This is a genomic window from Saccharopolyspora erythraea (genome assembly GCF_018141105.1).
Taxonomy (GTDB): Bacteria; Actinomycetota; Actinomycetes; order Mycobacteriales; family Pseudonocardiaceae; genus Saccharopolyspora_D; species Saccharopolyspora_D erythraea_A.
The window spans coordinates 3075582-3099718 of sequence record NZ_CP054839.1 but is presented as its reverse complement, the minus strand read 5'-3'; the positions used below and the strand labels follow the sequence as shown (position 1 = coordinate 3099718).

General features: G+C 66.4%; 19 protein-coding genes and 2 pseudogenes. 14 read left to right on the top strand and 7 right to left on the bottom strand.

Annotated elements, in window-relative coordinates; all coding sequences use genetic code 11:
• Nucleotides 1-34: 34 nt before the first annotated feature.
• Entirely contained in the window at nt 35-424 is a 390-nt protein-coding gene (locus HUO13_RS14480) for a hypothetical protein (protein ID WP_211901882.1), read from the bottom strand.
• 80 nt (nt 425-504) lie between these two features.
• Entirely contained in the window at nt 505-1392 is an 888-nt protein-coding gene (locus HUO13_RS14475) for a glutamine amidotransferase-related protein (protein WP_249124798.1), read from the bottom strand.
• A gap of 675 nt (nt 1393-2067) precedes the next feature.
• Between HUO13_RS14475 and HUO13_RS14470 the strand changes: the two genes are divergently transcribed.
• The 10 genes and pseudogenes from HUO13_RS14470 (at nt 2068) to HUO13_RS37390 (ending at nt 12681) form a co-directional block, all read left to right on the top strand.
• A complete protein-coding gene (locus HUO13_RS14470; RefSeq protein WP_211901881.1) occupies nt 2068-4890 on the top strand; it encodes a helix-turn-helix transcriptional regulator in 2823 nt (940 codons plus the stop codon).
• Between the two features lie 214 nt (nt 4891-5104).
• The gene (locus HUO13_RS14465) at nt 5105-5917 is read left to right on the top strand and encodes a maleylpyruvate isomerase family mycothiol-dependent enzyme (RefSeq protein ID WP_211901880.1); all 813 of its coding nucleotides are present in this window, start codon (nt 5105-5107) and stop codon (nt 5915-5917) included.
• A 20-nt stretch (nt 5918-5937) separates the two neighbouring features.
• A complete protein-coding gene (locus HUO13_RS14460) occupies nt 5938-7053 on the top strand; it encodes a pyridoxal-phosphate-dependent aminotransferase family protein (RefSeq protein WP_211901879.1) in 1116 nt (371 codons plus the stop codon).
• A gap of 232 nt (nt 7054-7285) precedes the next feature.
• Nucleotides 7286-9652 (top strand): molybdopterin-containing oxidoreductase family protein, encoded by a 2367-nt coding sequence (locus HUO13_RS14455; RefSeq protein WP_211901878.1) that lies wholly within the window; start codon nt 7286-7288, stop codon nt 9650-9652.
• 139 nt (nt 9653-9791) lie between these two features.
• Nucleotides 9792-10199, top strand: a complete 408-nt coding sequence (locus HUO13_RS14450) for an ArsR/SmtB family transcription factor (RefSeq protein WP_211901877.1) — start codon at nt 9792-9794, stop codon at nt 10197-10199.
• 96 nt (nt 10200-10295) lie between these two features.
• Nucleotides 10296-10676, top strand: coding sequence for an ArsR/SmtB family transcription factor (locus HUO13_RS14445; RefSeq protein WP_432757838.1), 381 nt, complete (start codon nt 10296-10298; stop codon nt 10674-10676).
• A gap of 210 nt (nt 10677-10886) precedes the next feature.
• Entirely contained in the window at nt 10887-11069 is a 183-nt protein-coding gene (locus HUO13_RS14440; RefSeq protein WP_211901876.1) for a hypothetical protein, read from the top strand.
• Nucleotides 11042-11305: pseudogene (locus HUO13_RS37395) on the top strand (IS3 family transposase); the annotation flags it as partial. The gene HUO13_RS14440 and the pseudogene HUO13_RS37395, both read left to right, overlap by 28 nt.
• Nucleotides 11217-11993, top strand: a complete 777-nt coding sequence (locus HUO13_RS14435) for an IS3 family transposase (protein WP_249124797.1) — start codon at nt 11217-11219, stop codon at nt 11991-11993. The pseudogene HUO13_RS37395 and the gene HUO13_RS14435, both read left to right, overlap by 89 nt.
• The gene (locus HUO13_RS37390) at nt 11884-12681 is read left to right on the top strand and encodes a helix-turn-helix domain-containing protein (protein WP_249124796.1); all 798 of its coding nucleotides are present in this window, start codon (nt 11884-11886) and stop codon (nt 12679-12681) included. The genes HUO13_RS14435 and HUO13_RS37390 overlap by 110 nt, the downstream gene beginning before the upstream one ends.
• Before the next feature lie 371 nt (nt 12682-13052).
• Here HUO13_RS37390 and HUO13_RS14425 read toward each other — a convergent pair whose 3' ends face one another.
• On the bottom strand, nt 13053-14324 hold the full coding sequence (locus tag HUO13_RS14425) for a PucR family transcriptional regulator (RefSeq protein WP_211901874.1): 1272 nt from the start codon (nt 14322-14324) through the stop codon (nt 13053-13055).
• Between the two features lie 172 nt (nt 14325-14496).
• Here HUO13_RS14425 and HUO13_RS14420 point away from each other — a divergent pair, with 172 nt between their 5' ends.
• Both HUO13_RS14420 and HUO13_RS14415 read left to right on the top strand, forming a co-directional pair.
• On the top strand, nt 14497-15687 hold the full coding sequence (locus HUO13_RS14420) for a PucR family transcriptional regulator (protein WP_211901873.1): 1191 nt from the start codon (nt 14497-14499) through the stop codon (nt 15685-15687).
• A 279-nt stretch (nt 15688-15966) separates the two neighbouring features.
• Complete coding sequence (locus tag HUO13_RS14415; protein ID WP_211901872.1) at nt 15967-16662, top strand: type 1 glutamine amidotransferase domain-containing protein; 696 nt, start codon at nt 15967-15969, stop codon at nt 16660-16662.
• 82 nt (nt 16663-16744) lie between these two features.
• Here the strand turns inward: HUO13_RS14415 and HUO13_RS14410 are convergent.
• The 4 genes and pseudogenes from HUO13_RS14410 to HUO13_RS14395 all read right to left on the bottom strand — a co-directional run bounded on the left by HUO13_RS14410 (nt 16745) and on the right by HUO13_RS14395 (nt 21397).
• A pseudogene (locus HUO13_RS14410) lies at nt 16745-17948 on the bottom strand (acyl-CoA dehydrogenase family protein).
• Between the two features lie 18 nt (nt 17949-17966).
• Nucleotides 17967-18731 (bottom strand): SDR family NAD(P)-dependent oxidoreductase, encoded by a 765-nt coding sequence (locus HUO13_RS14405; protein ID WP_211901871.1) that lies wholly within the window; start codon nt 18729-18731, stop codon nt 17967-17969.
• A complete protein-coding gene (locus tag HUO13_RS14400) occupies nt 18731-19723 on the bottom strand; it encodes a phosphotransferase family protein (RefSeq protein WP_211901870.1) in 993 nt (330 codons plus the stop codon). Before HUO13_RS14400 ends, HUO13_RS14405 begins: the two co-directional genes overlap by 1 nt.
• Before the next feature lie 123 nt (nt 19724-19846).
• On the bottom strand, nt 19847-21397 hold the full coding sequence (locus HUO13_RS14395; RefSeq protein WP_211901869.1) for a long-chain-fatty-acid--CoA ligase: 1551 nt from the start codon (nt 21395-21397) through the stop codon (nt 19847-19849).
• Between the two features lie 406 nt (nt 21398-21803).
• On the opposite strand from HUO13_RS14395, the gene HUO13_RS14390 reads away from it, so the two are divergent.
• Nucleotides 21804-23102, top strand: coding sequence for an MFS transporter (locus tag HUO13_RS14390; protein ID WP_249124795.1), 1299 nt, complete (start codon nt 21804-21806; stop codon nt 23100-23102).
• Nucleotides 23103-23116: 14 nt separating this feature from the next.
• The gene (locus HUO13_RS14385; protein ID WP_211901867.1) at nt 23117-24130 is read left to right on the top strand and encodes an NAD(P)H-quinone oxidoreductase; all 1014 of its coding nucleotides are present in this window, start codon (nt 23117-23119) and stop codon (nt 24128-24130) included.
• The last annotated feature ends 7 nt before the right edge of the window (nt 24131-24137 follow it).

Here is a 24137-nt window from a genome sequence, read left to right as displayed (position 1 = left end):
CCTTCGCTCGGGGGTGTGGGCCGCGGACGGAAGTTCAGGCACTGTCGACTCCGGTGCGCGCCTTCAGCCACACATCGCGGAACGGCTGCAGGCGACACACCAGCTCGTGCTCCGGTGTGCGGTAGGTGTCGACATCGCCGCTGATGAACTGCGGCGACGCGGTGGGCAAATGGGCCGCAGGGATGAAGCTCTGCGGTGAATCCGTGATGTTGAAGACGCACAGAAGCTGGACTTCGCCGTTGCGGCTGCTGCGCTTTACAGCCCAGAGCCCGCTGCCGACATTGACCGCGACGGCCTGCGAACCAGGCCCGCAGGCCGCTTCAAAGGCCGAATCCGCCTCCGCGCATTGCGGAAACCAGCCGTGGCCCGGGGCCCCTGCTATCGGCTGTACCTCGTCCAGCGAGCCGGTGAGCGCAACGGTCACACGCGCTGCGAGTCGACGCCACCGGGCGTCGCCGGTGGGCTGGCCGTTTTCAAGCTCCTGCCTCAGCAGTCGCCCCGGACTCATCGCGCCGCTCCGCTGTTCGTGGCGGCACCGGCAGCGCTCTCCACTGCTTGCTTCTCGGCAGCATCGCGGACCACGGTGAGGAACGCCGCGAGAATCGGATGCACGGAGTCGGCGGTGCTGGACAGCTCGGGCTGGAAGAGGCAGCCGACGAAGAACGGGTGGTCCCCGATCTCCGCCGCACGTGGGGAACCAGTGGGGTCCCAAGCGCAGAAGCGAACCTCCCCCTGGGCCGCGGCGTCCATGAACTCCTGGACGATGCCGTCCTGGCACTGCAGGAGCTCGTCGACCTCGACTTCCTGCCCGTAGATGGTTGACAGGCGAGAGCCGGAACGCAGGCTCAGGCGGACGCGATGCTCGGTATCGGTCGAGCACGCGCTGGGAAGGATCAAGTGCTCGATGGGCTCGAGATCGTCACCCAGCTCGGCCACCTCGGGCAACTCGAGCACGTTCTGGGCGTACTCGAGTACGGCGCTGAAGAACCCACCGCAGGTGCCGAGGAACGGGACCTTGGACTCCCTCGCGAACCGGATCGCGCGATGCACGCCCTGCTGCGCCCGGTACGGACCTCCCGGGACGACCCAGATCCCGTCGTAGACGGTGAAGTCGGTCGCGTCGGTGATCTCGGTCGTGGGAACCCACTCGGCAACGATTCCGAGTTCCGGCAGGAGGGCCTCGATCCGCGGATGCGAAGGCTCGTCGTGATTGTACTGGTCGCCGACCAGCGCCAATCTGGGTTTCACCGCAGCAGACACAAATCCTCCCACCAGTCGAATGCCCGGACGGTCATGCCCCGGTTCGCCGAGTTCGCCGACAACGGCAGTCAGCTGAATCAGAACCCCACACAAAAACGTTGCGCCGACACGCCGTGTCAGGGCTAGGAGCAAGACTAGAAGCACTCACCTGCCCGGCAACCCCTAGCCGACCCCCTACCGGCAGACCACCTGCCCCCACCCGCCGAAAAAACGGGAAACTGGGAACGCCAGGACACACCGCCACTCAGGAGTGTGGGCTGAACGGACTCGTCTTCGAGGCACATTAGGAGGTGCTCTGCTAGGACCATCAGTCGCAGCCAGCTAGCACGTTCGCCAGCGATCGGAAACTCCCTCGCCGAAAAAACCCACGCCACATGGCGCGCCACGAAGCCCTGCCCACGGCAGAGCTTGATCGGCCCACGCCAATACGCCCGCCAGAAAGACCAACGCGCAGGCGGCCAGTGCGACGATGCGTACCCCCGGGCAGGACCCCGAAGGGCCGATTGTGTTCCCATCTTTCGCTATCGTTCAATAGGGTTAACGTGCTGATCGATACTGCAGGGTTCGCGAGGGGGACGCGTGGGTGCGCCATGCAGTGCACAGAAACATCCCGAAACTGGCACGCCCACATCTGAACGAGGGGCGCTACCCACAAAATTCGCGAGTCCTACCAGGTTTCGATTTCCAAACAAGAGCGCGTTCCTGCCTGGGCCGACCGTGGCACACATCCACAAATTTACCCAGCCGTCTCCAACTGACGCCGCAATCTTGACGTCAATGGAGCACGAAAGGCAACAGGAGCTTCTTATGACCTTGGTCGACCGCGACAGGGAGATTGCGGCTTTGGAGGAGCTGCTGATCGACTGCCAGCACTCCAGGGCGAGGGTCGCGGTGATCAGCGGGGACGCGGGCAGCGGCAAGACCGCCCTGTTGCACGCGTTCGCCCAAGGTGCGACCGAAGCCGGCGCGGTGTGGCTGAGTGCCACGGCCTCCCAAGCCGAGCAGTCCATGCCGTTGGCGGTGCTCGACCAGATCATCCGTCGGCCTGAGCTCAGTCCGGAGCTGACCGACCGCGCCATCCAGGTGCTCGATCGTGTCTCGTTGGATTTCGCACTCGAAAGCCCGGCTTGCCACGAGATCAGCGCGTCCCTGACTCCCGTGCTGCGTGAGCTCTGGAAGCTCTTGCACGAGTTGACCAGTCAGCGTCCCGTAGTCATCAGCGTTGACGACGTGCACCACGCCGACGACTACTCGTTGAAGTTCCTGTTGTACCTGCTGTCCCGGCTTCGCTCCGCCCCGCTGCTGGTGATCTTGACCGAGCGAATCCAGCCTCCGCAGTTCGAGTCGGTCCTGCCCGCAGACCTTCCCGAACAGCCCTACACCCATGCCATTCGACTGAAGCCGTTGTCCCGCAACGGCGTGGAGAAGCTGCTGTGCGAAACCTTCGGACCGAAGGCCGCACGGGCTCTGGCCGGCCCCATCGAGCAGATGGGTACCGGATGCCCGACCCTGATCCAGGCGCTGATCGAGGACACCCAGGCACACGTTGCGACGTCCCACCACACTCCGGTGGCGGGGGAAGCATTCGGCCAGGCCGTGGTTCGTTGCGCTGAACGGAGTGGACCGCTCATCAAGAAGTTGGCTCGCACGATCGCGATCCTCGACGAGTCGGTATCTTCTGCTCTGCTCGGCAAGATGCTCGACCTCGACAACGCATTCGCGGCCCAGGCGCTGTCCGCGTTCACCGCCAAAGGCGTCGTAGGCAACGAAGGCTTCCGGCAAACAGCCGTGCGTGACGCGATCCTCGACAGCATCGCACCGCAGGAACGGATGGCGATGCACCGCAAGGCCGCGGAACTCCTCTACAACGCTGGAGCCCAGCCTTCGGTCGTGGCGCGCCACATCATCGCCGCCGGAAGTGTGTGCGATCGCTGGATGATCACCACCCTGCAGGATGCCGCGGAGGACGCGCTGAACGCCGACAACACCGACCTGGCGATTCGATGTCTCCAGCTGGCACAACAGATCTGTGCGGGTATGACGTGCGACATCTCCGACCGAGCAACGCTGACATCCCTGCTCGCACGTGCCGAATGGCGACGCGACCCTTCTGCGGCGCTTCGCCACCTCCCGCTGCTCGAGTCCGCCGCCCGTGACGGCAAGCTCGAGGGTCGACACGCCATGATGCTGCTCGTGCAGCTGTTGTGGCACGGTCGCAGCGACGCCGCCCTGGACATCCTCAACTGCATCATGCAGACCTACTACGGCACGATGACCTTCGAGAACGGCGCGCCGTCGACCGCCGACACCTCCCTGCTGTGGCTCTTCTGCCTCTACCCCGACTTCCTCAAGCAGATCACAGCCGAGAACGACTGCACCGCTGACAGCCCTTTCGATCCCATCGCGGTGACATCGCAGTTGCAGGAAGCCGCCGCACTGGCCAAAGCACTGGCCAGCCACAGCGACAAGGACACGCTCGACATCGCCGAACGCATCCTGCAGAGCGCACATCTCAGCGACCGCGCATTGGCCCCGCTGACCGCGGCGCTCGTCGCCCTGATCTGCATCGACAGGCTGGACATCGCGACCAAGTGGTGCGACGCCCTCCTGGTCGACTCCGAGGAGCGGAACGCCTCCACGTGGCACGCCGTGTTCGCCGCTCTCCGCAGCATCATGAGCGTGCGCGAGGGCGACCTGTACGCCACTCGGCAACACGCCGGCAAGGCGCTCGAACTTCTCTCCCCCAAGAGCTGGGGTATCGCCATCGGCATACCGCTGGCCAGCATGCTCTCGGCCTTCGTATCCACAGGTGACCACGCCCAGGCGGAGGCCGTGTTGAAGACGCCCGTGCCCGAACAGATGTTCCTCACGCCGGTCGGCCTGTTCTACCTCCACGCCAGGGGGCAATACCACCTCGCGGCCGAACGGACCCACGCTGCGCTGAGCGACTTCCAGATGTGCGCGAAATTGATGACGCGTTGGAACATGGATCTACCGGCGCTCCTCCCATGGCGGACCGACGCAGCACTCGCCCACCTGCAACTCGGCGACGAGGCATCTGCCCGGCGCCTTGCCGAAGAGCAGCTCCGGCTCGTTCCCGCAGGACACCACCGACCCCGCGGACTCGCCCTGCGCATCCTTGCTGCCGTGAGCAGCCTCCGGGCACGTCCCCGGCTGCTCCAAGATGCGCAAACAGCTCTCCAGCTGTGCGATGACAAGCTCGGAACGGCCCGGGTGCTCGCGGACGCCAGCCAAGCACATCACGAGCTCCACAACGGCAGCCTCGCCCGGAAACTGGCAAGACGTGCGCACGAGCTCGCTGAACAGTGCGGCGCCGAGCCGCTGGCACGACTGATCTTTCCCAATAGGCTGACGAGCGACCATGCCTCCGAAGGCAGTTCGATGGCCAGGAGCAGCGAGCTGAGCGATGCTGAACTGCGTGTGGCGGCGCTGGCCGCCGGCGGACACACGAACGTCGAGATCGCCAAGAAGCTCTACGTCACGGTCAGCACGGTCGAACAGCACCTGACGAGGATCTACCGGAAGCTCGCAGTCGATCGAAGCGAGCTCTCCTCAGTGATCCCGCTGGATCCCACCGTCGTATCGATCGATGCCTCAGCAGCGTCGTGACCACCCCTAGCTCCCCGTGTTCGACGCGTGCGGAGTAGGGGGTGCCTTACGGGTACCCGCGAGCGATTCCGGCCCCCTACTGTCGAGACCGTCGCGCAGCCGTGCCGCACCCGCCAGCACTGCCCGTTGGCCGGACAACGCCTTGCGCCAGCGGCCAGGGCGTTCTTCGCGATCGCAGTGCAGGGACACTACAAAAGATCGGCAGGTTGCTGTCATGAGCTGGAACTTCATGGACGCGGCAAGTCGGGAGAACATCGACAGGGTCTGGCGCCAGGAGGCCGCCGAGGCACTGGAGTTGGTCTCCGATCCCTCGATCTGGGAGGCCCCGACCGCAGCCGGGCACTGGCAGGTGCGCGACGTCGTCGCTCATCTCGTCCACAACACCGAGGGCTACCTGCGCGCCTTCGCCGCACCGCGAGGTGAGGCGGACACCACGGAACCGATCGACTTGCACGACATGGCCTCGATGATGAACGACGGGGCTCTCTCGTTGCGCACCGTCGAACGCGCCGAGCTCCTCGATCGACTCCGAGCAGACCTGGAGCGGCTGCTCAAGGCCGTGGCCGACCTCGGCGACGACGAGTGGGCTGGCTTGATGCTCCCGCACGACTACCTCGGCCCATCGCCCGCGTGCTTCTACCCGATCTGCCAGGTCCTGGACTACGCGGTTCACGCATGGGACATCCGGCAGGGCCTCGGAACCGCCCACGCGTTGGACGGCGACGCCGCCGATCTGCTGGTACCCGCGTGCTTCCTCCTGTGGAGCAACACCAACGACACCACGGGCGTCGAGCCGTTCAGCATCGGCATCAGGGTGACCGCGGGACGAAACGCCGGCGACACGAGGGCGTCGGTGACCAGCGAGGGGCTCAAGTTCACGACAACCGGACTCGATGATGTCGATGACGTCATCGAATTCGACCCCGCCGGCCTTGTCTTGACCGCGAATGGCCGTATCAACGGCGGTACCTACCGCGGCAACCGGCAGGTTCTGGACCGCTTCCGCAACCTCTTCTTCAGCGTCTGACGAACGGGACTGACGACCACATGGACGAGGAACTGATCCTGCTCAACCCGGGTCCTGCGTGCACCTCCCGGGCCGTGAAGAACGCCCTGCTGCGCGGCGACCTCTGCCACCGGGAACCCGAGTTCGCGGAACTGCTCACCTCGCTGCGGGACGCTGTGCCTCGGGCCGTCGGACTCGGGAACACCCATGAAAGCATCCTGCTCACCGGGTCCGGGACCGCCGCGATGGAGGCGGCGGTCATCAGCGCTGTGCGGCGCGACAAGGCGATCCTGGTCGTCAACAACGGCGTCTACGGTGATCGCCTCGCCAAGATCGCCCGCGCCAACGGCATCACCGCGCATGAAGTGTCTCCGTCCGGCGACGGCCTTGCCCGGTGGACGACCCCCATCGATCCCGACGCCGTGCGGACAGCACTGCGCGAACACCCGGACATCGACGCGGTCGCGGTGGTGCACCACGAGACGACCACCGGGATGATCAATCCGATCAAGGCGATCGGGGAGGTCGTCGCCGAAACGGACGCGGTTTATGTCATCGACTCGATCAGCGGGATGGGCAACGAAGACCAAGACCTTGCCGAGGTCCAGGGCGACATCCTCTGCGGCAGCGCGAACAAGGGCCTGCACGGGCTGCCCGGCCTCTCCTTCCTCATGTGCTCCGACAAGGGGATAGCCCGGCTGTCCGAGGTGCCGGCTCGAAGCCTCTACCTGAACGCGGCGAGCTACCTCAGCGCCCAGCGCAAGGGCGAGGTTCCCTTCACCCCAGCTGTCCAGGTCTGCTACGCCCTCGACGAAGCGCTCGAGGAGTACGAGGCCGCCGGTGGCTTCGCAGCCCGTACACACCTGTACCGAGAGCGGGCCGAACTCGTCAGGTCGAGCTTCGCCCGTCTGGGACTGCGGATCCTGATCGAGCAGCCGCACCGGGGAAACTCGGTCACGACCCTGCACCTGCCCGACGGCGTGTCGTACCCGAGCCTCCACGACGAGCTGAAATCCCACGGCTACGTGATCTACGCGGGCCAGGGCGGCCTCTCCACCGAGTACTTCCGCATCTGCACGCTCGGCGAGATCCCCTGGCACCGTCTCGAACAGCTCGGAGACGCCCTGGAGCAGTCGATCAAAGCCGCCCGGTCCTGAAACACAACCGGTTCCGGGCAACGGAACACGGACTCCGACACTCGCGCATGCCTGGAGGAATTCACTCGTGGGGCAGAACACGGACAAATCACGACGGCACTTCCTCCAAGGATCGATCCTCGGCAGCGCGAGCCTCGCACTCTGGAGCTCATCGGCCACCGCGCCCACGGCAGACGCGATCGAGACCCCGCTGCCCACAGACCCGGGACGAAGCCTGCCCCTCACCGCTACCGTGCGTACTGAGGGCCACGACTTCACCCGCGGGTCGGCGGCGCTCGAGCCCGACGCGGTCGTAGCGACCGCTTGCCAGTTCTGCAACGCGAACTGCCGGATGCACGTCAGCCTGAAAGCGAACCGCATCATCGACATCAAAGGCGAACCGTACGACCCAGTACAACTGGGAAATCTCTGCGTCAAAGCGCCGATGATGCCCGAGCTCGTCTACAACCCCCTGCGCCTGACCAAACCGCTCCGGCGCGTCTCCGGCCAGAAAGGCTCACCGGACACCAAGTTCGAGCCGATGTCCTGGGACGAAGCCCTGGACATCATCGCCCGCCGACTGCTCGAACTGCGCGATGCCGGCGAAGCGAGAGCGATCGCCAACCGGACAACCGGACGCCTCCCCCGCGGAGTCGGTTCGCTCGTCGCCAGACTGTTCGCCCTCCTGGGCAGCCCGAACAACACTGACGTGGGTCCGGTGTGCAACGACGCCGGCGCCAACGCGCTCAAGGCGACCTTCGGCCTCGGCAACTTCACCAACGGCTACGGGACGGACCAGGCGACCGGCAAGGAGGACTTGGGGGCGGCGCGCTACCTGCTCTTCCTCGGCACCAACCAGGCCGAGACCCATCCCGTGACGTTCGAGTACCTGCTGCGCAGCCGTGTGCAGACGGGAGCGAAGCTCGTCGTCGTCGATCCGCGCCGTACGGCCACCGGTGAGATCGCCGACGAATGGATCGCCCCCAAACCCCACACCGACCTCGCCATGGCCCTCGGGATGCTGCACCACATCGTGCTCAACGACCTGCACGACCAGGCATTCGTGGACCGCTGGGTCCTCGGCTTCGACGAGCTGAAGTCGTACCTGCTCTCCAGCGGCTACACACCTGAGTGGGCAGCAGAGGTCACCGGTGTGCCCACCCCCACGATCAAGCAAGCCGCCGAGGAATACGCCTCGACAACCCCGGCGGCGATCTTCTGCAATGCGGGCATCTCGCATCAACTCGGCGCCTTCGACACCTACCGCGTCCTCACCTTCCTCGCGGCCGTCACCGGCAACATCGGAGTCCTCGGCGGCGGCTGCAACTTCATGCACAACACCTGGCCCGGCGACCTCGAACTGCCGCCGCTGCGGGCGGCCACTCCGAATACGGGGGCCGCTCTGCCAGTGGGCCCGGACTACTTCGCCGAATCCATCCTCACCGGCAAGCCCTACCGCCTCAGCGCGATCATCACGCAGGGCAACCCGCTGGTGTCCTCGGCCAATACCGGTCGTGTGAAGGAAGCCTTCCGCAAGCTCGACTTCTACGTCTACACGGGCCTTTTCATGGAGGAAGCCGCCTACTACGCCGACGTGATCCTGCCGGTGTGCAGCGCACTGGAGTTCGAAGGCGTCTACATGCGCCGCGACGACCGGGCCATCCGATGGCAGAACGCCGTGGTGCCGCCCGTCGGCGAGTCGAAGCCGGACTGGCACATCTGGATCGAGCTCGCACATGCCCTGGCGCGCAACGATCGGAGGAACCCGCCGTCGTACTGGACGCAAGCGTTCCCCGAGCAGTGGGCCGACTACCGGTCCCTCTGGTCCGAGTTCGTCGAGCACACACCCGGTATGAAGGGGATGAGCGCGCAACGCCTCGACGCTCGCGCCGAACCGTTGCGCTGGCCGTGCCCGACACCGGAGCACCCTGGCGTCAGCGCCCTGTTCCTCGACCATCCGACCTGGTACGAAGCCGCGGCGGCCCTTGGCCACGAGGGCAAGCGGTTCCTGACCCCCAGCGGTAAGGTCGAGATCTACACACCCGAACTCGAGCAATCCCTCTCCGCTGCCGGGCACTCGGCGTTGCCGACCTTCTACACGCATCCGGAGGTCACCGGCGGTCATCCGACAGTCGCGTACACCGACCGGCTCGTGACGAACCCGGTGAACCCGAAGGCGCTCACCCCTGTCGTGCACCTGGGCGTGCCGCCAACAGGCGATGTGCACCACCGCTACCCCTTGATGGGAATGACCGGACGGCCCAGCGTCGTCCATTTCGCGTCGGTCACGCACTGGACCCACACCGGCAAGCAGCTGAACGGCCTCCGGTTCATCCAGATCCACCCTCGGACCGCCAAGCGCAACGGCATCTCCAACGGTGACCCGGTCGTGGTCGAGAGCCCGCGTGGCAACGTCACCGGAGCTGCACTGCTGTGGGAGGGAATCCGGGAGGACACCGTCTTCGTGCCCAACGGCTTCGGGCCTGCCCAAAGCGTCGGCGACCTCTTCAGCGATCCGCGCTACGAGGCCGCCAACACCCTCGTCGACGATCACTACTTCGACAACCTGTCCGGGCAACAGGCGTACAAGTGTTTCGCCTGCCGAGTCCGCCGCGCCTGAGGCACCGTGCGCCCGAGCCCCGAGGCGGGCTGACGCTCCGCCCCGTCCGCAGTGACCTCAGCGGCCGACATCGACCAGCAACCGAACGTAATACCAGTGATTGTTGGTAATAGAGTCCGGTTTGTGATTGAATGACACCATGGCACGCGAGCTGGACATCGAGCTGTGGGACGTGACGGCGCCGACGGTGACCGAGAAGGCACGCCGCCTTGCGCCCATGCTCAAGGCGGTGGCCGACGAAACCCGGCTGACCTTGATGCTGCTGCTGGCCGAACGACCCCGCACGGTCCGCGAGCTCACCGACGCCACCGGGATGAGCCAGACCCTGGTCAGCCACCACCTCACGCCGCTCCGTGAGCAACAACTGATCATCGCAACACCCAAGGGCCGCAGCAACGTGTACTCGCTGTGCTGCGACGGCTTGGTCGAGCCAGTCCGACTGCTCGCCTCGCTCGCAGCGACCGGCCCCGGCGCAGACTGCTCGTCAGCGTCCAGCGGTCCGGCGGCTGCGCACCAGCCCGCGACCGACGCCCTTTCCGTCGAGTAAGCCCCGCTTGGGACGGACGAGTGAAAGCATCTCCGAGCATGCGAATGTTCGTGAAAACGCTTGCCCACACGGCGGCGTTTCAGCCAAGGTCGATCTGTGCCTGACCGACAACGCAGCGTGTCCGTCAGCCCGGGCTGCTACCGCGGCCCGCTGACGGCATACCCGCTTTCAACCGAGGGCGCCGAGCTTCTCGCCAAGACGTTCAAAGCTATGGCCGACCCCGTTCGCCTCCGGCTGCTGTCGCTGATCGCGTCACATGAGAACGGCGAGGCCTGCGTCTGCGACCTCACTGAAGCGTTCGATCTGTCGGGCCCGACGATCTCGCACCACCTCAAGGTCCTTCGCGAAGCCGGACTCATCGAAGGCGAGCGCCGCCGAACCTGGATCTACTACCGGGCACGCCCGGAGATACTCCACCAGCTCGCGCTCACTCTGATGCCCGACGACGAGCCCGCCGACGTCGCCACCGCAGTCTGAATTGTGTTCGCTGCGTTCTCTCCGCGTTGTGCTTCCCCTCGTAGCGTGGAGACCTGAACTGGGAAGAGATGATCAGGTCGTGGGAGACAAGAGGCGTCGGTTCGATCCGGAGTTCCGGGCGGGCGCGGTGCGGATCGTGGAGGAGACCGGGAAGCCGGTCGCGCAGGTCCGCGGGAGTTGGGCGTTAGCCCCTACACGCTGCATAACTGGGTGACTGATCGTGGCCGCGCCGAGAGGGAGCAGGGTGAGCTGGATGAGGCCGAGCGCGCGGAGCTGACGCGGTTGCGGGCAGAGAAAGCCGCGTGGTACAAGGAGAAAACGGAGTTGGAGATGGAGCGTGATGTCCTCAAGCGCTCCGTGGTCCTGTGGGTCAAGGATGCGATGAACCAGTGATCGAGGCGGAGCTCATCGCGTTCCAGAGGACCGGTTTCGGCGTTCCGCACGCGATCGCCTGCCGAGCGCTAGGAGTCTCGCAGTCCTGGTTCTACAAATGGATCAACCGCAACCCCACCCGGCGTGAGCAGCGGCGCGCACAGCTGGATGAGCAGGTCCAGGCGCTGTTCACCGCCTCGGGTGGCACCTACGGCAGCCCCCGGATCACCGACGATCTTCGGGAAGCCGGCTGGAAGGTTTCCGAGAAACACCGTGGCGGCACGGAGGGCCGAACTCGGCCTGGCCAGCCGTGCGGTCAAACGGCGGCGGTCGTTGACCCGGTCCGGAAAACGGCCCGTGGCAAGGGATTTGGTGCGCCGGAAGTTCACCGCGGTGGCTCCGGATGTGTTGTGGTGCGGTGATCTCACCCAGATCGACACCGATGAGGGACCGCTCTACCTCGCCACGACCGAGGACCTGTTCTCTCGGCGGATGCTGGGCTATGCGATGTCGGCCCACCACGACTCGGCGCTGGTGACCGCGTCCCTGCGGATGGCCGCCACCACCCGCGGCGGTCAGGTCGACGGGGTGATCTTCCATTCCGACCGCGGGTCCGAGTACACCGCCACGGTCACCGGCAGGACCTGCCAGGCGTTGGGTATCACGCAATCGATGGGTCGGGTCGGATCAGCCCTGGACAACGCCGCCGCCGAAGCGTTCAACAGCACCGTGAAGGTCGAGTTCGTCCACCGGCGCCTGTACCGTGCCACAACTTATTTGTGGGCCGCGACCAGGGGGTTCGTTGACCGCCGCGATCAGGCCATGATCGCCGATCATGGTGTTTCGACTGATGTACCTGGCGTCGGTAACGGTGTTCGCATGGCTGAGACTGGTCGCCCGGCGTACCGCGGCCAAGGACGCCGAAATCCTGGTTCTGCGACATGAAGTGGCAGTATTACTGCCGCCAACTGAAGCGCCGACCTCGTTTGTCATGGCCGGATCGAGCAACTCTGTCCGCGCTGGCCCTCTTACTTCCCCGCGCCCTGCGACGGGCCCGGATCGTCACACCGACACTCTCCTGGCCTGGCACCGGCGTCTGATCGCCAACAAGTGGACCTATCCCTCACGGCCTGGTCGCCCACCGATCACCACCGAACTCCGCGACCTGATCGTCCGCCTGGCCCGAGAAAATCCCAGGTGGGGCCATCGGCGCATCCAAGGCGAACTGGTCGGCCTCGGGCATCACGTGGGCGCGGGCACCATCCGCCGCATCCTCCAGAACTCTCGCCTTGGCCCCGCTCCACGCGAAGCCGACACCTCATGGCGCAGTTTCCTCCACGCTCAGGCATCCGGCCTGCTCGCCGTCGATTTCTTCCACGTCGACACCATCAGCCTTCGCCGACTGTACGTCCTATTCGTGATGGAGGTTCGCACCCGCACCGTGCACATCCTCGGGGTCACCGCCCACCCGACTGGTGCCTGGACCGCCCAGGTTGCCCGCAATCTCCTCACCGACCTCGGCGAACGCGCCGCATCGTTCCGGTTCCTGTGGCGCAGGCCTCGGCAGACTCGACGCCAACCTCGCCGCTGTCGCCGTCGGCGGTGGCGACAGGCAGATCCCTCGGCAGATTGACGTCCATCTCAACCATGAACAGCACGATCTCTCCTTACGGTGGGTGACTCGGGACTCAGCCGAGGACGCTGGGGAGCACGATGGCCGCCCACAGCAGGGCGGGGGCGTCGGTATCCATCCCGGCTGGTCAACCCGATCACCTGCACCAGCCCGTGATCCACTACCGCCACAGACCCGTGATTACGGGCCAACCTTTAGCTCATGTCAGAGTTCGACAGGCAATCAGAGCGATTCCGATACGAAGCGGTCCCTTCAGGCTGCTGGAGCGCCCGGGCCGACCGGCGCAGGCACGACCGCACTGGTTCGCCATCTCATCCTCACGTTACTCGAGGATGAGACCCGTACTGGCGCGGTGCCGGTACGGGTCAACCTCAGCCGTTGGAACCCTGCCTCGAATCCCTCGTGGGTGTCCGTTGGGTGAGCAGTCGTACCGCGATCAGCAACTCGATGACGTCCGCGACGCGCCGCAGGTCGCGCCCGGTGCGTTCGGCGATCCGCTCCAGCCTGTAGTACGTGGTGTTCACGTGGACGTGCAAGCGCTGCGCGGCGGCCTTCGCGTTGAGGTCGCTCGAGGCGTATTCCAGCAGGGTCTCGATGAGGGCGCTGCCCTTCGCCGCGTCCTCTTCTACGAAGGAACGCAGTTCCGGCCGGATGAGCCGCAGTGCGATCGGATCATCGCGAAACACGAGGTAGTCGAAAGTGGACAGTCTCGGCAGCGCGACAACTCCTGATGTGCCGCCGAGGTTTTCGCGTGCGAGGCGCGCTTCGGAGTAGGCTCCTGGCACGTCACCCAGTCCTGCGTGCACGGTGCTGATTCCCAGCGACAGGGCCACTTCCCTGCGCGAGAGCTCGGTGAGCGTGGCCTCGAAGGCGTCGATGGCGGGGCGCACGTCACCGGTGACCGGCGCGATGCTGACCACCTCGTCCTGGCGCATGACGGTGAGCGCTTTACCAGCTCTGCGAACGATGTTTACGACGTCGCGCAAGTGCAGGTCCTCGGGCAGGGCCGAAACCGGCGTGGCGGTCGCGACGACGAAGCTCGCCGCCCGGTCCAGGCCCGCCGCGCGCAGGACGTCCTGCTTCGGTCCGGCCGGGATCGTCCGGCCGCTGATCAGGTCTTCCAGCAGATCGCGGGCCACCCGGTCCGCGTCGGCGACCTGGTGCTGCTGGGCGGCCAGGTACGCCTCGCCGGCGACCGAGCTGCCGACTTCGATCACCCGCATCAGCTCGGCGACGATCTCCAGCGCGGCCTCCCGCATCCGGGAATCGCTCCGAGCGGCATCCAGCACACCCCTCCACAGCGTGCCTTGGGAGATCCGGAAAGCTCGCAGGAAATCGGACAGCGAGACGCCCTGGCGCACCCGTCGCGCGGCGTGCTCACCAGTGCTCGGGAAGTCCTGGGGTGTCGCCGGACGTCCCTCCTCCAGACAGGCCACCAGGGTTCTGAAAATCGCTTCGATGTGCGCGCCGAGCTCGTCGCGGAGATCCGGGTCCGGGCTCTTCCGATAGGCCGGAACCTGTTCCCACACGGCCTCCGCCGCTGCCGCCACCAGGTCGTCCAGCGACTCCTTGACCAGTGCGACGGCTCGACCGCTGTCCGACACCGGGCCGCGTTCGGCACCGGAGTTCTGTTCCCGCGGCATGTCACGTCCTGTCGTCCGCGTATGGTCCCGACACGACCGTAGCACTCATTTGTGGTTCAACCACAAAGAGATCTTGCGAGATCGGTGGTTCGACCATCGTGTGCCGCGCCGTTGCGCGAGGGATAGTCGTTGTTTTCCACCAACCTCGAACCCACCAGGAGGGGGATGCGGGGTGCAACGGACCGACCTCGGCGACCTGTCCGCTCGGGTGATGTCGCAGCTTTCGCACCTGGCCGACTACGCGTTGGCGTTGACCGCCAAGGAGATCGATGTCTACCGCGAGGGCAAGCTTGTCCCGTTCGTCGAGCTGCGCCGGTCTGTCGAGCGCAACCTGAGAGCGCTGCTGGACGCGATCGGCGCGCCGGACCGTCGCCACGACTTCTCCGTTGTGCACGGCACAGGTCGCCGCCGCGCACGCCAAGGCGTGCCCTTGAACGATGTGCTCGGCGCCTACCGGATTCTGTTCACCGCGGTGTGGGAGCAGTTCGCCGACGCAGCTCGCCAGGATCCGGATTCCCTTCCGCTGGAATCTCTTTTGTCAGTAACCACGGTGTTGTGGCAGCTCAACGACGACTACGCGACGGCGCTGACCGAGTCGTACCGGGCAGCCGAGGTCCATCACTCCGAACGGCGTCGACAGCAACGAGCAGCGTTGCTGGAGTCGCTGTTCACCGGCCAGCCCGTCCGGGGAACCACTCCGTGGGAGGTAGCCAAGCTGTTCGATCTTCCGCGACGCGGTGATCTCGTGCTCGTCGCTGCCGAGCCGTTGCGCGGTGCGGAGGAAAGCCTGCCCGGCATCGAACGCCGGCTCGCACGACTGGGACTCCACTCGGTCTGGCGCATGACACCGGTCGCGCAGACGGGCGTCGTCGTTCTCCGGGAGGGCATGTTCAACAACCTGGTCGAAGTGCTGCGCACGACCGCCACCGCGCGAACGGGCGTGAGCCCGATCTACCACGCCGTGGCGGAAACGGCACGTGCGGTTCGTCTCGCATGCGCAGCGCTGCATCGGCTTCCGGAGGATGCCGTGGAGGTCTCCGTGCTCGGGGGTAGGCCGCTAACCGGCCTGCTGGCGCACAGTGCGGACGAAGGCGACCGCATAGTCGAGCAAGTCCTCGGTCCGGTGCTCGCGCTCCCAGCGCAGGACCGCGATGCACTGCTCGACACCCTCCAGACGTGGTTCGACCACGACGGTTCGGCGGACAACGCCGCGCAGCAGCTGTACTGCCACCCGAACACGGTGCGCTACCGGCTTCGGCGCCTCCACGAACTGACTCATCGCTCCTTGACCCGTCCCCACGACGTGGCCGACCTCGCCGTCGCGTTGGAGGCCTACCACCAGCACCGCCGACGACCGCTGTGATCCACCACGAATGTCACCGCGAACAGGATGAGTTATGTCGCCCACCAAGGCCATTGGCAAAACGGGTGGTCAGGCGCATGAGGTGTCGAGATCTGACGTGAGCACATTCGCATCGGGCCTCTTCCTTTGCAAGCATGCAGATGTGCGAGCCGGAATACCTGTCACCTGAACCACGGCAGGGAACAGAAGCATTCGATCGCAAGTCCTGGACGCAGGAAAACGAACACGGCATTCGCGCAACGTCAATCGAAAATCCCAACCTGGAACAGGAAAACATTCATGGCCAACACCAATCGCATTCTGATCATCGTCACCAGCATCGGCGAGTACGAGGAGGTCGGATTCCGCACCGGGCTGTGGCTCGGCGAGCTGACGCACTTCTACGACGTCGTCGAACGGGCCGGGTTCACCTCCGTCATCGCCAGCATCGACGGCGGGTACGTCCCGATCGACCCGGAAAGCCTCTCCCACGACTTCCTGGCCGAACTGGGCACCGCGAAGCGCTACGCCGACCGGGAGTTCATGAACCTCCTGACGAGCACGAAGTCCGTGGCCGAGGTCGACGCCACCGACTTCGACGCCATCTATCTCACCGGTGGTCACGGCGTGATGTACGACTTCCCGCAAAGCGACCGCCTCGCCGAGCTGATTCGCGAGTTCCACGAGTCAGGCAAGGTCGTCTCGGCGGTCTGCCACGGCCCGTGCGGACTGCTCAGCGCCAAGCTGTCCAACGGCGAATACCTGATCCACGGCAAGAACGTCACCGGCTTCTCCTGGCCAGAGGAGGAACTTGCCCAGCGGGAACGCGCCGTCCCCTACAGCTTGCAGGACGAGCTGAAGAAGCGCGGAGCCGCGTACACGGTGGCCGACAAGCCGTTCGAAACCTATGTGGTCGAAGACGAAAACCTGATCACCGGGCAGAACCCGGGCAGCGCCGGAGCCGTTGCCGACGCGGTGGTCAAGCAGCTCAGCTGAATCACCGAACAGCGACAGCAGGAAGTGTGGCGGCGGGTCTGGAACCCGCCGCCACACCGTCACAACTCCCGCCACGGGTGGATCATCCCGCGAATGGCCGCTCCCTCGCGAGTTCCTGCCGTGCGACCGAGCGCCGGTGCACGGCGTCGGGTCCGTCGACGATGCGCAGGACGCGGGCCCAGCTGTAGAAGTAGGCCAGCGGAGCGTCATCGCTGACCCCGGCGCCGCCGAAGACCTCGATGGCGCGGTCGATCACGGCGGTGGCCATGGCGGGAGCGGCCACCTTGACCGCGGCGATCTCCGTCTGCGCGCCCTTCGCGCCGTACTGGTCGATGAGCCAGGCGGTATTCAGCACCAGCAGGCGGGCCTGCTCGATGTCGATGCGGGACTGGGCGATGAGGTCTCGCACCACGCCCTGATCGGCCAGCGGACCGCCGGAGGCCACCCGGGACTTGGCCCGCCCGACCATGAGGGCCAGGGCTCGCTCGGCCATCCCGATCGCACGCATGGCGTGGTGGATCCGGCCCGGCCCCAGCCGGGCTTGGGCGATCATGAAGCCCTCGCCCTCTCCGGCGAGCCGGTTACCGACCGGAACGCGGACGTCGTCGATCACGATCTCGGAGTGCCCGTGCTGGTCCTGGTAGCCGAACAGCGGTAGGTGCCGCTCGATCGTCAGCCCGGGTGTGTCCCGCGGTACGAGGACCATGGACTGCTGCCGCTGTTCCGGTGCGTCAGGGTCGGTCTTGCCCATCACGATGAAGAGCGCGCAGCGCTCGTCGGCGGCGCCGCTGGTCCACCATTTGCGGCCGTTGATGACGTAGTCGTCGCCGTCGCACACGATGGACGTGGTGATGTTGCGGGCGTCGGAGCTGGCAACGGCGGGTTCGTCATCGCGAACGCCGAGCGGATGTCGCCGGCGAGCAGGGTTCGAGCCACCGCGCCTTCTGCTCGTGCGTGCCGAACAGGTGCAGCATCTCCATGTTCCCGGTGTCCGGCGCCTGGCAGTTGATCGCCTCGGGCGCGATGACCGGTGACCAGCCAGAGATCTCAGCGACACTGGCGTACTCCAGGTTCGACAGACCCGACAGGTGCGGCAGGAACAGGTTCCACAACCCGCGCTTCTTGGCCTCGGCCTTGAGGTGCTCGACCACCGGCGGGTGCTCGTGTTCGCCGTTCTCCTCGCGCCACTGTGCGTAAACCGCTTCGGCCGGGAAAACATGCTCGCGCATGAAGTCCCACATACGGTCACAGGTGTCCTGTGCCTTGGCGGAGAGGGCGAAGTCCATCGTGGTGCTCCTTGCTGATCAGTGACCTGACATCCCGCCGTCGACGGGCAGCGTGATTCCGGTGATGTAGGAAGAGGCGTCGCTGGCGAGGAAAACCACGGCGGGGTCGAGTTCGTGCTGCTCGCCGAGTCGGCCGAGTGGCGAAGTCTGTTGTAGGAACCGGCCGAGCTGCTCCTGGGGCACTACGGCGGACATCTCGCTGGCGAAGTAGCCGGGTGCGATCGCGTTGACCCTGATCCCCTTGCGTCCGGTCCATTGCTGGGCGAGGTCGCGAGTGAGTCCGATCAGCCCGGCCTTGCTGGCGGTGTAGGCGGCTTGCGGTGCGAAGGATGTGATCAGGCCGAGCACACTGGCGATGTTGACGATGCTGGAGCCGGGTCGCATCACCCGTGCACAGGTTTGCGCCATCCAGTAGGCACCCATGAGGTTGACGTCGACCACACGGCGAAACTCGTCGGGCGTCTCCCGCAACGCCGGCACCGCGGTGCCGATGCCTGCGTTGTTCACCAGGATGTCGATCCGGCCGAAGGTGTTCATACCGGCTGTGACGACTGCTGCGCAGTCGTCCGGCTCGGAGACGTCGGTGCGCCTAGTGACGACCTCGCGGCCAGCCGCCTCGACCTGTCGCGCGACCTCTGCCAGCCGGTCCTCCCTGCGCGCGCCGAGGACGAGGTCGGCACCCGCGGCGGCGAGCGCCCGCGCGAACCCCGCGCCGAGACCGGAGCTCGCCCCGGTCACCACCGCGACCTTCCCATCGAGACGGAACGCGTCGAGCACGGGCATCAGCGACCACCTCCGATGAGCATCTCCAGTCCTTCCTCGGCGATGCGGACGATCTCCTCGTCCAGATCGCCGAAGTCCTGGCCTGCCATAGCGCCCGCGGCGACCCGGGCCGCGATTCCCTGCGCGATCACCGCGAATTTGAAGTGCGAGAACGCCTCGTAGTAGCGGATGCCCGCGAGGTCCCTTCCGGTCCGTGCCGCGTAGCGTTCGACGAGGTCGGCCCTGCGGGGAAAGCCCGGCAGCGAGGTGACCGTGGGGCTGAGCGCCCGCTGCGGCTCCCCCGGCTCCCGCCAGTAGAACAGCAGCAACCCGAGGTCGGTCAGCGGATCGCCCAGGGTGGACAGCTCCCAGTCGAGCACGGCGGCCACGGTGCCGGGACCGTCGCTACTCATCAGGCAGTTGTCCAGCCGGAAGTCACCGTGCACGATCGTCGGTGCGTGGCTCGCCGGCAGCCGCGCGGCGAGTTCACGGCCCAGGGTGTCGACGGCGGGCACCTCGGCGGTCCGGCTGGCCTCCCACTGACCCTGCCACCGGCGCACCTGCCGCGTCAGGAAGCCGTCTGGACGGCCGAATCCGGCAAGGCCGGCCGCTTCCGGATCGACGGCGTGCACGTCGGCGAGGACGTCGATCAGGGCGTTCGCCATTGCTTCCCGCTCCGGTGCGGTGTCGGCGTAGCCCGTCGGCAGCTCGCCACGGATGACGTGGCCCGCTACCTTCGCCATGACGTAGAACGGCGCACCGATGACGTCGGCGGTCTCCTCTCGTGCGATGACCCGCGGCACAGGAACCGAGGTGTTCGCCAGAGCCCGTTGGACTCGTGCTTCGCGTCCCATGTCGTGGGCGCTGGGCAGGAGGTCACCAGTGGGCGGTCGGCGCAGGATCAGTTCCCCCGCCTCGCTGGTGAGCTCGAAGGTCAGGTTCGACTTGCCTCCGGCGATCAGCGTCGCGGTCAGATCCAGCCATGCCTGATCGCCCGTGGTACACGCGAGCATCGGACCGAGCCGCTCGGGTTTGACGAGCTCTCGGACATCTGCTCGACCTGACGTTGTGGTCTCGCCCATCTGGTTTCTCGGTTCCTTCCAGTCGTCCTCGCGCGGCGGCACGCCGGGGTCCGGTCACGGCACCAGTTCGCGTTTGAGGATCTTGCCGGTGGCGGTCATCGGAAAGCTGTCGCGGAACTCGATGATCCGCGGGTACTTGTAGGCCGCCATGTTCTGCTTGCACCACGCCAGAAGCTGTTGCTCGTCGAGCTCGGCTCCGGGTTCCCGGATGACGAAGGCCTTGACCTCTTCGCCGTGACTCTCATGTGGCACACCGAGCACGGCTGCAAGGCTGACGCCGGGATGGGTGAGCAGCACTTCTTCGACTTCGCGGGGATAGACGTTGAATCCGCCGCGGATGATCATGTCCTTCACCCGGTCGACGATGTAGAGGTAACCGTCCCGGTCGCGGGTGGCGACGTCGCCGGTGTGGAACCAGCCGTGCTCGTCGATGGCCTTCGCCGTGGCTTCCGGCCGGTTCAGATAGCCCTTCATCACGTTGTGCCCCCGGATGCAAATCTCGCCGGGTTCATCAACCGCGGCCTGCGTCCCGTCGGGCCGGCGCACTCGCACCTCGACGCCCCACATCGGCAGTCCGATCGACCCGGGGCGGCGTTGCTCCCCGGTGCGGTTGAACGTCGCGACCGGGCTGGTCTCCGACAGGCCGTAGCCCTCGAGGATCGGCACCCCGAACCGCTGCTCGAACCCCCGGAGCACCTCGACCGGCAGGGCGGCGCCGCCGGACAAACTCATCCGTAGGTTGCTCGCGATCGCGGCGAGGTCGAATCGCTCCACCGATTCCAGCGAGAGGAGAGCCCAGTACATCGTCGGCACGCCCGCGAAGACCGTCACGCGCTCGCGCTGCATCGTCGCGAGCGCCCGCTCGGGAGCGAAGCGAGGCAGCAGCACGATCGTCGCTCCGCTCGCGATTCCGGCGTTCAACTGCACGCTCTGGCCGAACGAGTGGAACAGCGGCAGCGCGACCAGGTGGACGTCGTGGGGATGGTGCCCGAACTGCCGGTTCGCCAGCAGCGCGTTGTGCACCATGTTGCTGTGGGTCAGCTCGGCACCCTTCGGCTTGCCGGTGGTACCGCTGGTGTAGAGCACTACAGCGGTGTCGGTTTCGCGAGTCTGCGCGGTATCGAACTCGATCGGCTGGCCGTGCGTGAACTCGGCCAGCGAATCCACCTGCGGGATCGGCGACGTACCGGTGGGGTCGGTTGTGATCAGCACGAAGTGCCGGCAGCCCTCGGTGGCTTCGAACGCGGCGAGGTGGCTGCGAGCGAGCGGCAGTTCATCCGTGCCTTCGAAGCAGAAGTACGCCTTCGCCCCTGAATCGGCGAGGTGGTAGGCGATCTCCCGCTCGGTGAGCAGCACGTTCAGCGGCACGACGGTGGCCCCGGCCTTGAGGACTCCGTAGTAGACAATCGGGAAGTGCGGCAGGTTCGGGCAGCTCAGCGCGACAGTGTCCCCGGGCTTGATGCCGCGTGCCACGAGCCCGTTGGCGACCTGGTTCGCGGCTGCGTCGAGCTCGAGGTAGGACATGCGCCAGCCGTCGAGCACGACCGCGTCACGCTCGGGGAAGCTGCGCGCCGCGTCCTCGAGGAGAACGGCAAGGTTGAGCATGCGAACCTCCGCAAAGTGGATGAGGAGGCTTCATCGTGGCGTGGCGGGCGCGCGCCACGATAGTGAGCAAACCACAAAGTCAAGCGTGGCTGATTCACAAGTCGCCGGTCGACGACCGCTCAGCCGTCAGCTATCGGAACGGCAGATCCTCGGGATACGTGCAGGATGTCGACCAGCGGAGTAGGCAACCGCCTGGCTCCACACCTTGTCGGCTGAACGTGGATATGTTGCTCAACGACAAGACGATCCGCGAGGGCTTGTGGGCCGATCATCGTGTCTCGCCGGTCGTACGCCGGGATAGTCGGCTGCTACCCGAAAGCCCTCACGCACCTCTGCGAGGTCCTGAATGAGTTCCGGAAGATCGACGCTACGGCCGCCCGGCACGCAGGCGCACCCACGCCGTCCGATGGGGCGGATCGCTATCGCCTCGCTGGTCGGCACCACGATCGAGTTTTACGACTTCCTGATCTACGGCACCGCCGCTGCTCTGGTGTTCGGCCCGCTGTTCTTCCCGTCCCTCGGTCCGGCGGCGGCGACGGTCGCGGCCATCGCGACCTTCGGTGTCGCGTTCCTCTTCCGCCCCCTCGGCGCGATCGTGTTCGGCCACTACGGTGACCGGCTAGGACGGAAACGCACCCTCGTCACCACGCTGCTCATGATGGGCGGGGCGACGTTCGCGATCGGTCTCGTGCCGACCTCGGCGGTCGCCGGTGCGGCCGCCCCGCTCCTGTTGCTGCTGCTCAGGGCGGTGCAGGGGTTGGCGCTCGGTGGGGAATGGGCCGGGGCAGCGCTGCTGACGTCGGAGTATGCGCCCGCCGAGCGCCGCGGCCTCTACAGCATGTTCCCCCAGCTCGGTCCAGGCTTCGGCGTAGCGTTGTCCAGCGCCACCTTCCTCATCTCCGCGCTGGCGTTGAGCCCAGAGGCGTTCGTCGCCTGGGGCTGGCGGATCCCGTTCCTGGCCAGCGCGGTGCTGATCGCGGTCGGCCTGTACGTGCGGCTGCGGATCGCGGAGACGCCCGCGTTCAGGAATGCGGCGTTGCGCAAGGAGCAGGTCAAGCTGCCCTTCGTGGACGTGCTGCGCGAGCAGTGGCGGCAGGTGCTGCTCGGCGGCGGCATGCTGTCGATGACATTCGGCTCGTTCTACACCGCCGTCGTGTTCCTCACCGGCTACGCCGGGCAGGCCGAAGGCACCGGCACTCTCGGCCTCTCGCAGCCGACCATCCTGGTCGTCGACATCCTAGCCGCAGTGGTGCTGTCAGCCGCTGTGATCGTCTCGGCAATGCTCTCGGACCGCATCGGCCGCCGCCGCGTGCTGCTGGTCGGCGCCATCTTCGGGATCGTCGCGGGCCCACTGGCATTCCTCATCATGCGACCGGGCGACGCCGTCTCCTTCTTCATCGCGATGGCGCTGCTGATGCTGGTCCTGGGCATCCCGTACGGGCCGGCCGCCGCCTACCTGCCGGAACTGTTCCGCACCCGCTACCGCTACACGGGCGCGGGAATGAGCTACAACCTGGCCGGCATCCTCGGCGGCGCCCTGCCGCTGCTGGTGGCACCACCGCTGGTTGCCATGTTCGGCGGGATGGGAGTGGCCTACTTCCTCTCAGCGCTCGGCGTCCTCAGCACCTGCTGCCTACTCGCCATGAAGGACACGCGCGACGTACCCATCGACCCGGCGGCGTCGGCGACAACAACCATTGCATGAGAAGGAGATCCAGCATGAGTCACCAGCCGATGCCGGACGTCATGACCGAAGTGGCCATTACCCGCCCCGGAGACCCCGACGTGCTGCAGCCACGAACTGTCGCGATACCCACTCCGAGCGAGCAGGAAGTGCTCGTGCAGGTCGAGGCGGCCGGGGTCAACCGTCCGGACGTCATGCAACGGCTGGGCGAGTACCCGATGCCTCCCGGCGTCAATCCCACCCCGGGGCTCGAGATCGCGGGGGAGGTCGTGGCCCTGGGTGAGGGTGTCACCGGGTTCGCGATCGGCGACAAGGTCTTCGGACTGACAGAAGGGGGCGGCTACGCGGAATACTGCGTCATGCCCGCCGCGCAAGCGCTCCCCCGCCCCGACAGCGTCGACGCGATCCACGCGGCGGCCATCCCGGAGACCTTCTTCACCGTGTGGGCGAATCTGTTCGGCATCGCGGCGGCGAAGACCGGTGACATTGTGCTCGTGCACGGGGGCACCAGTGGCATCGGCTCGACCGCGCTGATGCTCGCCAAGGAGTTCGGCATCCGGGCCTGCGCCACCGACGCTGGCCCGGAGAAGTGCGCGGCGGCACTGGAGTTCGGCGCCGAGCTGGCCATCGACTTCCGCCAGGAGGACTTCGTCGACGCCGTGTCCGAGTGGACCGGCGGCCAAGGCGTCGACGTGATCGTCGACATCGTGGGCGGCACCTACCTCGAACGCAACATCACCACGCTCTCCCGGTACGGGACGCTCCTGCTGATCGGGTTCCTCGGCGGCGAAGTCGCCGACAAGGTCGACCTGCTCAAGATCGCCCTCAAACGGGCCACTCTGACCGGGTCGACGATGCGCTCCCGCACCGCGCAGGAGAAGGCCGACATCGCCGGCGACCTCCGCGCCAAGGTGTGGCCCGCACTCGCCGCCGGACGCTGCCTGCCCCTCGTGCACGAGGTGTTCCCGCTGGAGCGCGCGGCGGACGCGCATCGGCTGATGGAGAGCGGCCGACACATCGGCAAGATCGTCCTCCAGCCGACGACCTGACCGACGC

Coding starts and splice junctions, on each gene's coding strand:
- HUO13_RS14465 (WP_211901880.1), top strand. CDS start 5,105: ATGAGCTGGAACTTCATGGACGCGGCAAGTCGGGAGAACATCGACAGG.
- HUO13_RS14450 (WP_211901877.1), top strand. CDS start 9,792: ATGGCACGCGAGCTGGACATCGAGCTGTGGGACGTGACGGCGCCGACG.
- HUO13_RS14415 (WP_211901872.1), top strand. CDS start 15,967: ATGGCCAACACCAATCGCATTCTGATCATCGTCACCAGCATCGGCGAG.
- HUO13_RS14405 (WP_211901871.1), bottom strand. CDS start 18,731: ATGCCCGTGCTCGACGCGTTCCGTCTCGATGGGAAGGTCGCGGTGGTG.
- HUO13_RS14425 (WP_211901874.1), bottom strand. CDS start 14,324: ATGCCGCGGGAACAGAACTCCGGTGCCGAACGCGGCCCGGTGTCGGAC.
- HUO13_RS14395 (WP_211901869.1), bottom strand. CDS start 21,397: ATGCTCAACCTTGCCGTTCTCCTCGAGGACGCGGCGCGCAGCTTCCCC.
- HUO13_RS14390 (WP_249124795.1), top strand. CDS start 21,804: ATGGGGCGGATCGCTATCGCCTCGCTGGTCGGCACCACGATCGAGTTT.
- HUO13_RS14385 (WP_211901867.1), top strand. CDS start 23,117: ATGAGTCACCAGCCGATGCCGGACGTCATGACCGAAGTGGCCATTACC.
- HUO13_RS14470 (WP_211901881.1), top strand. CDS start 2,068: ATGACCTTGGTCGACCGCGACAGGGAGATTGCGGCTTTGGAGGAGCTG.
- HUO13_RS14435 (WP_249124797.1), top strand. CDS start 11,217: ATGAGCAGGTCCAGGCGCTGTTCACCGCCTCGGGTGGCACCTACGGCA.
- HUO13_RS14400 (WP_211901870.1), bottom strand. CDS start 19,723: ATGCTCGCGTGTACCACGGGCGATCAGGCATGGCTGGATCTGACCGCG.
- HUO13_RS14460 (WP_211901879.1), top strand. CDS start 5,938: ATGGACGAGGAACTGATCCTGCTCAACCCGGGTCCTGCGTGCACCTCC.
- HUO13_RS37390 (WP_249124796.1), top strand. CDS start 11,884: ATGGTGTTTCGACTGATGTACCTGGCGTCGGTAACGGTGTTCGCATGG.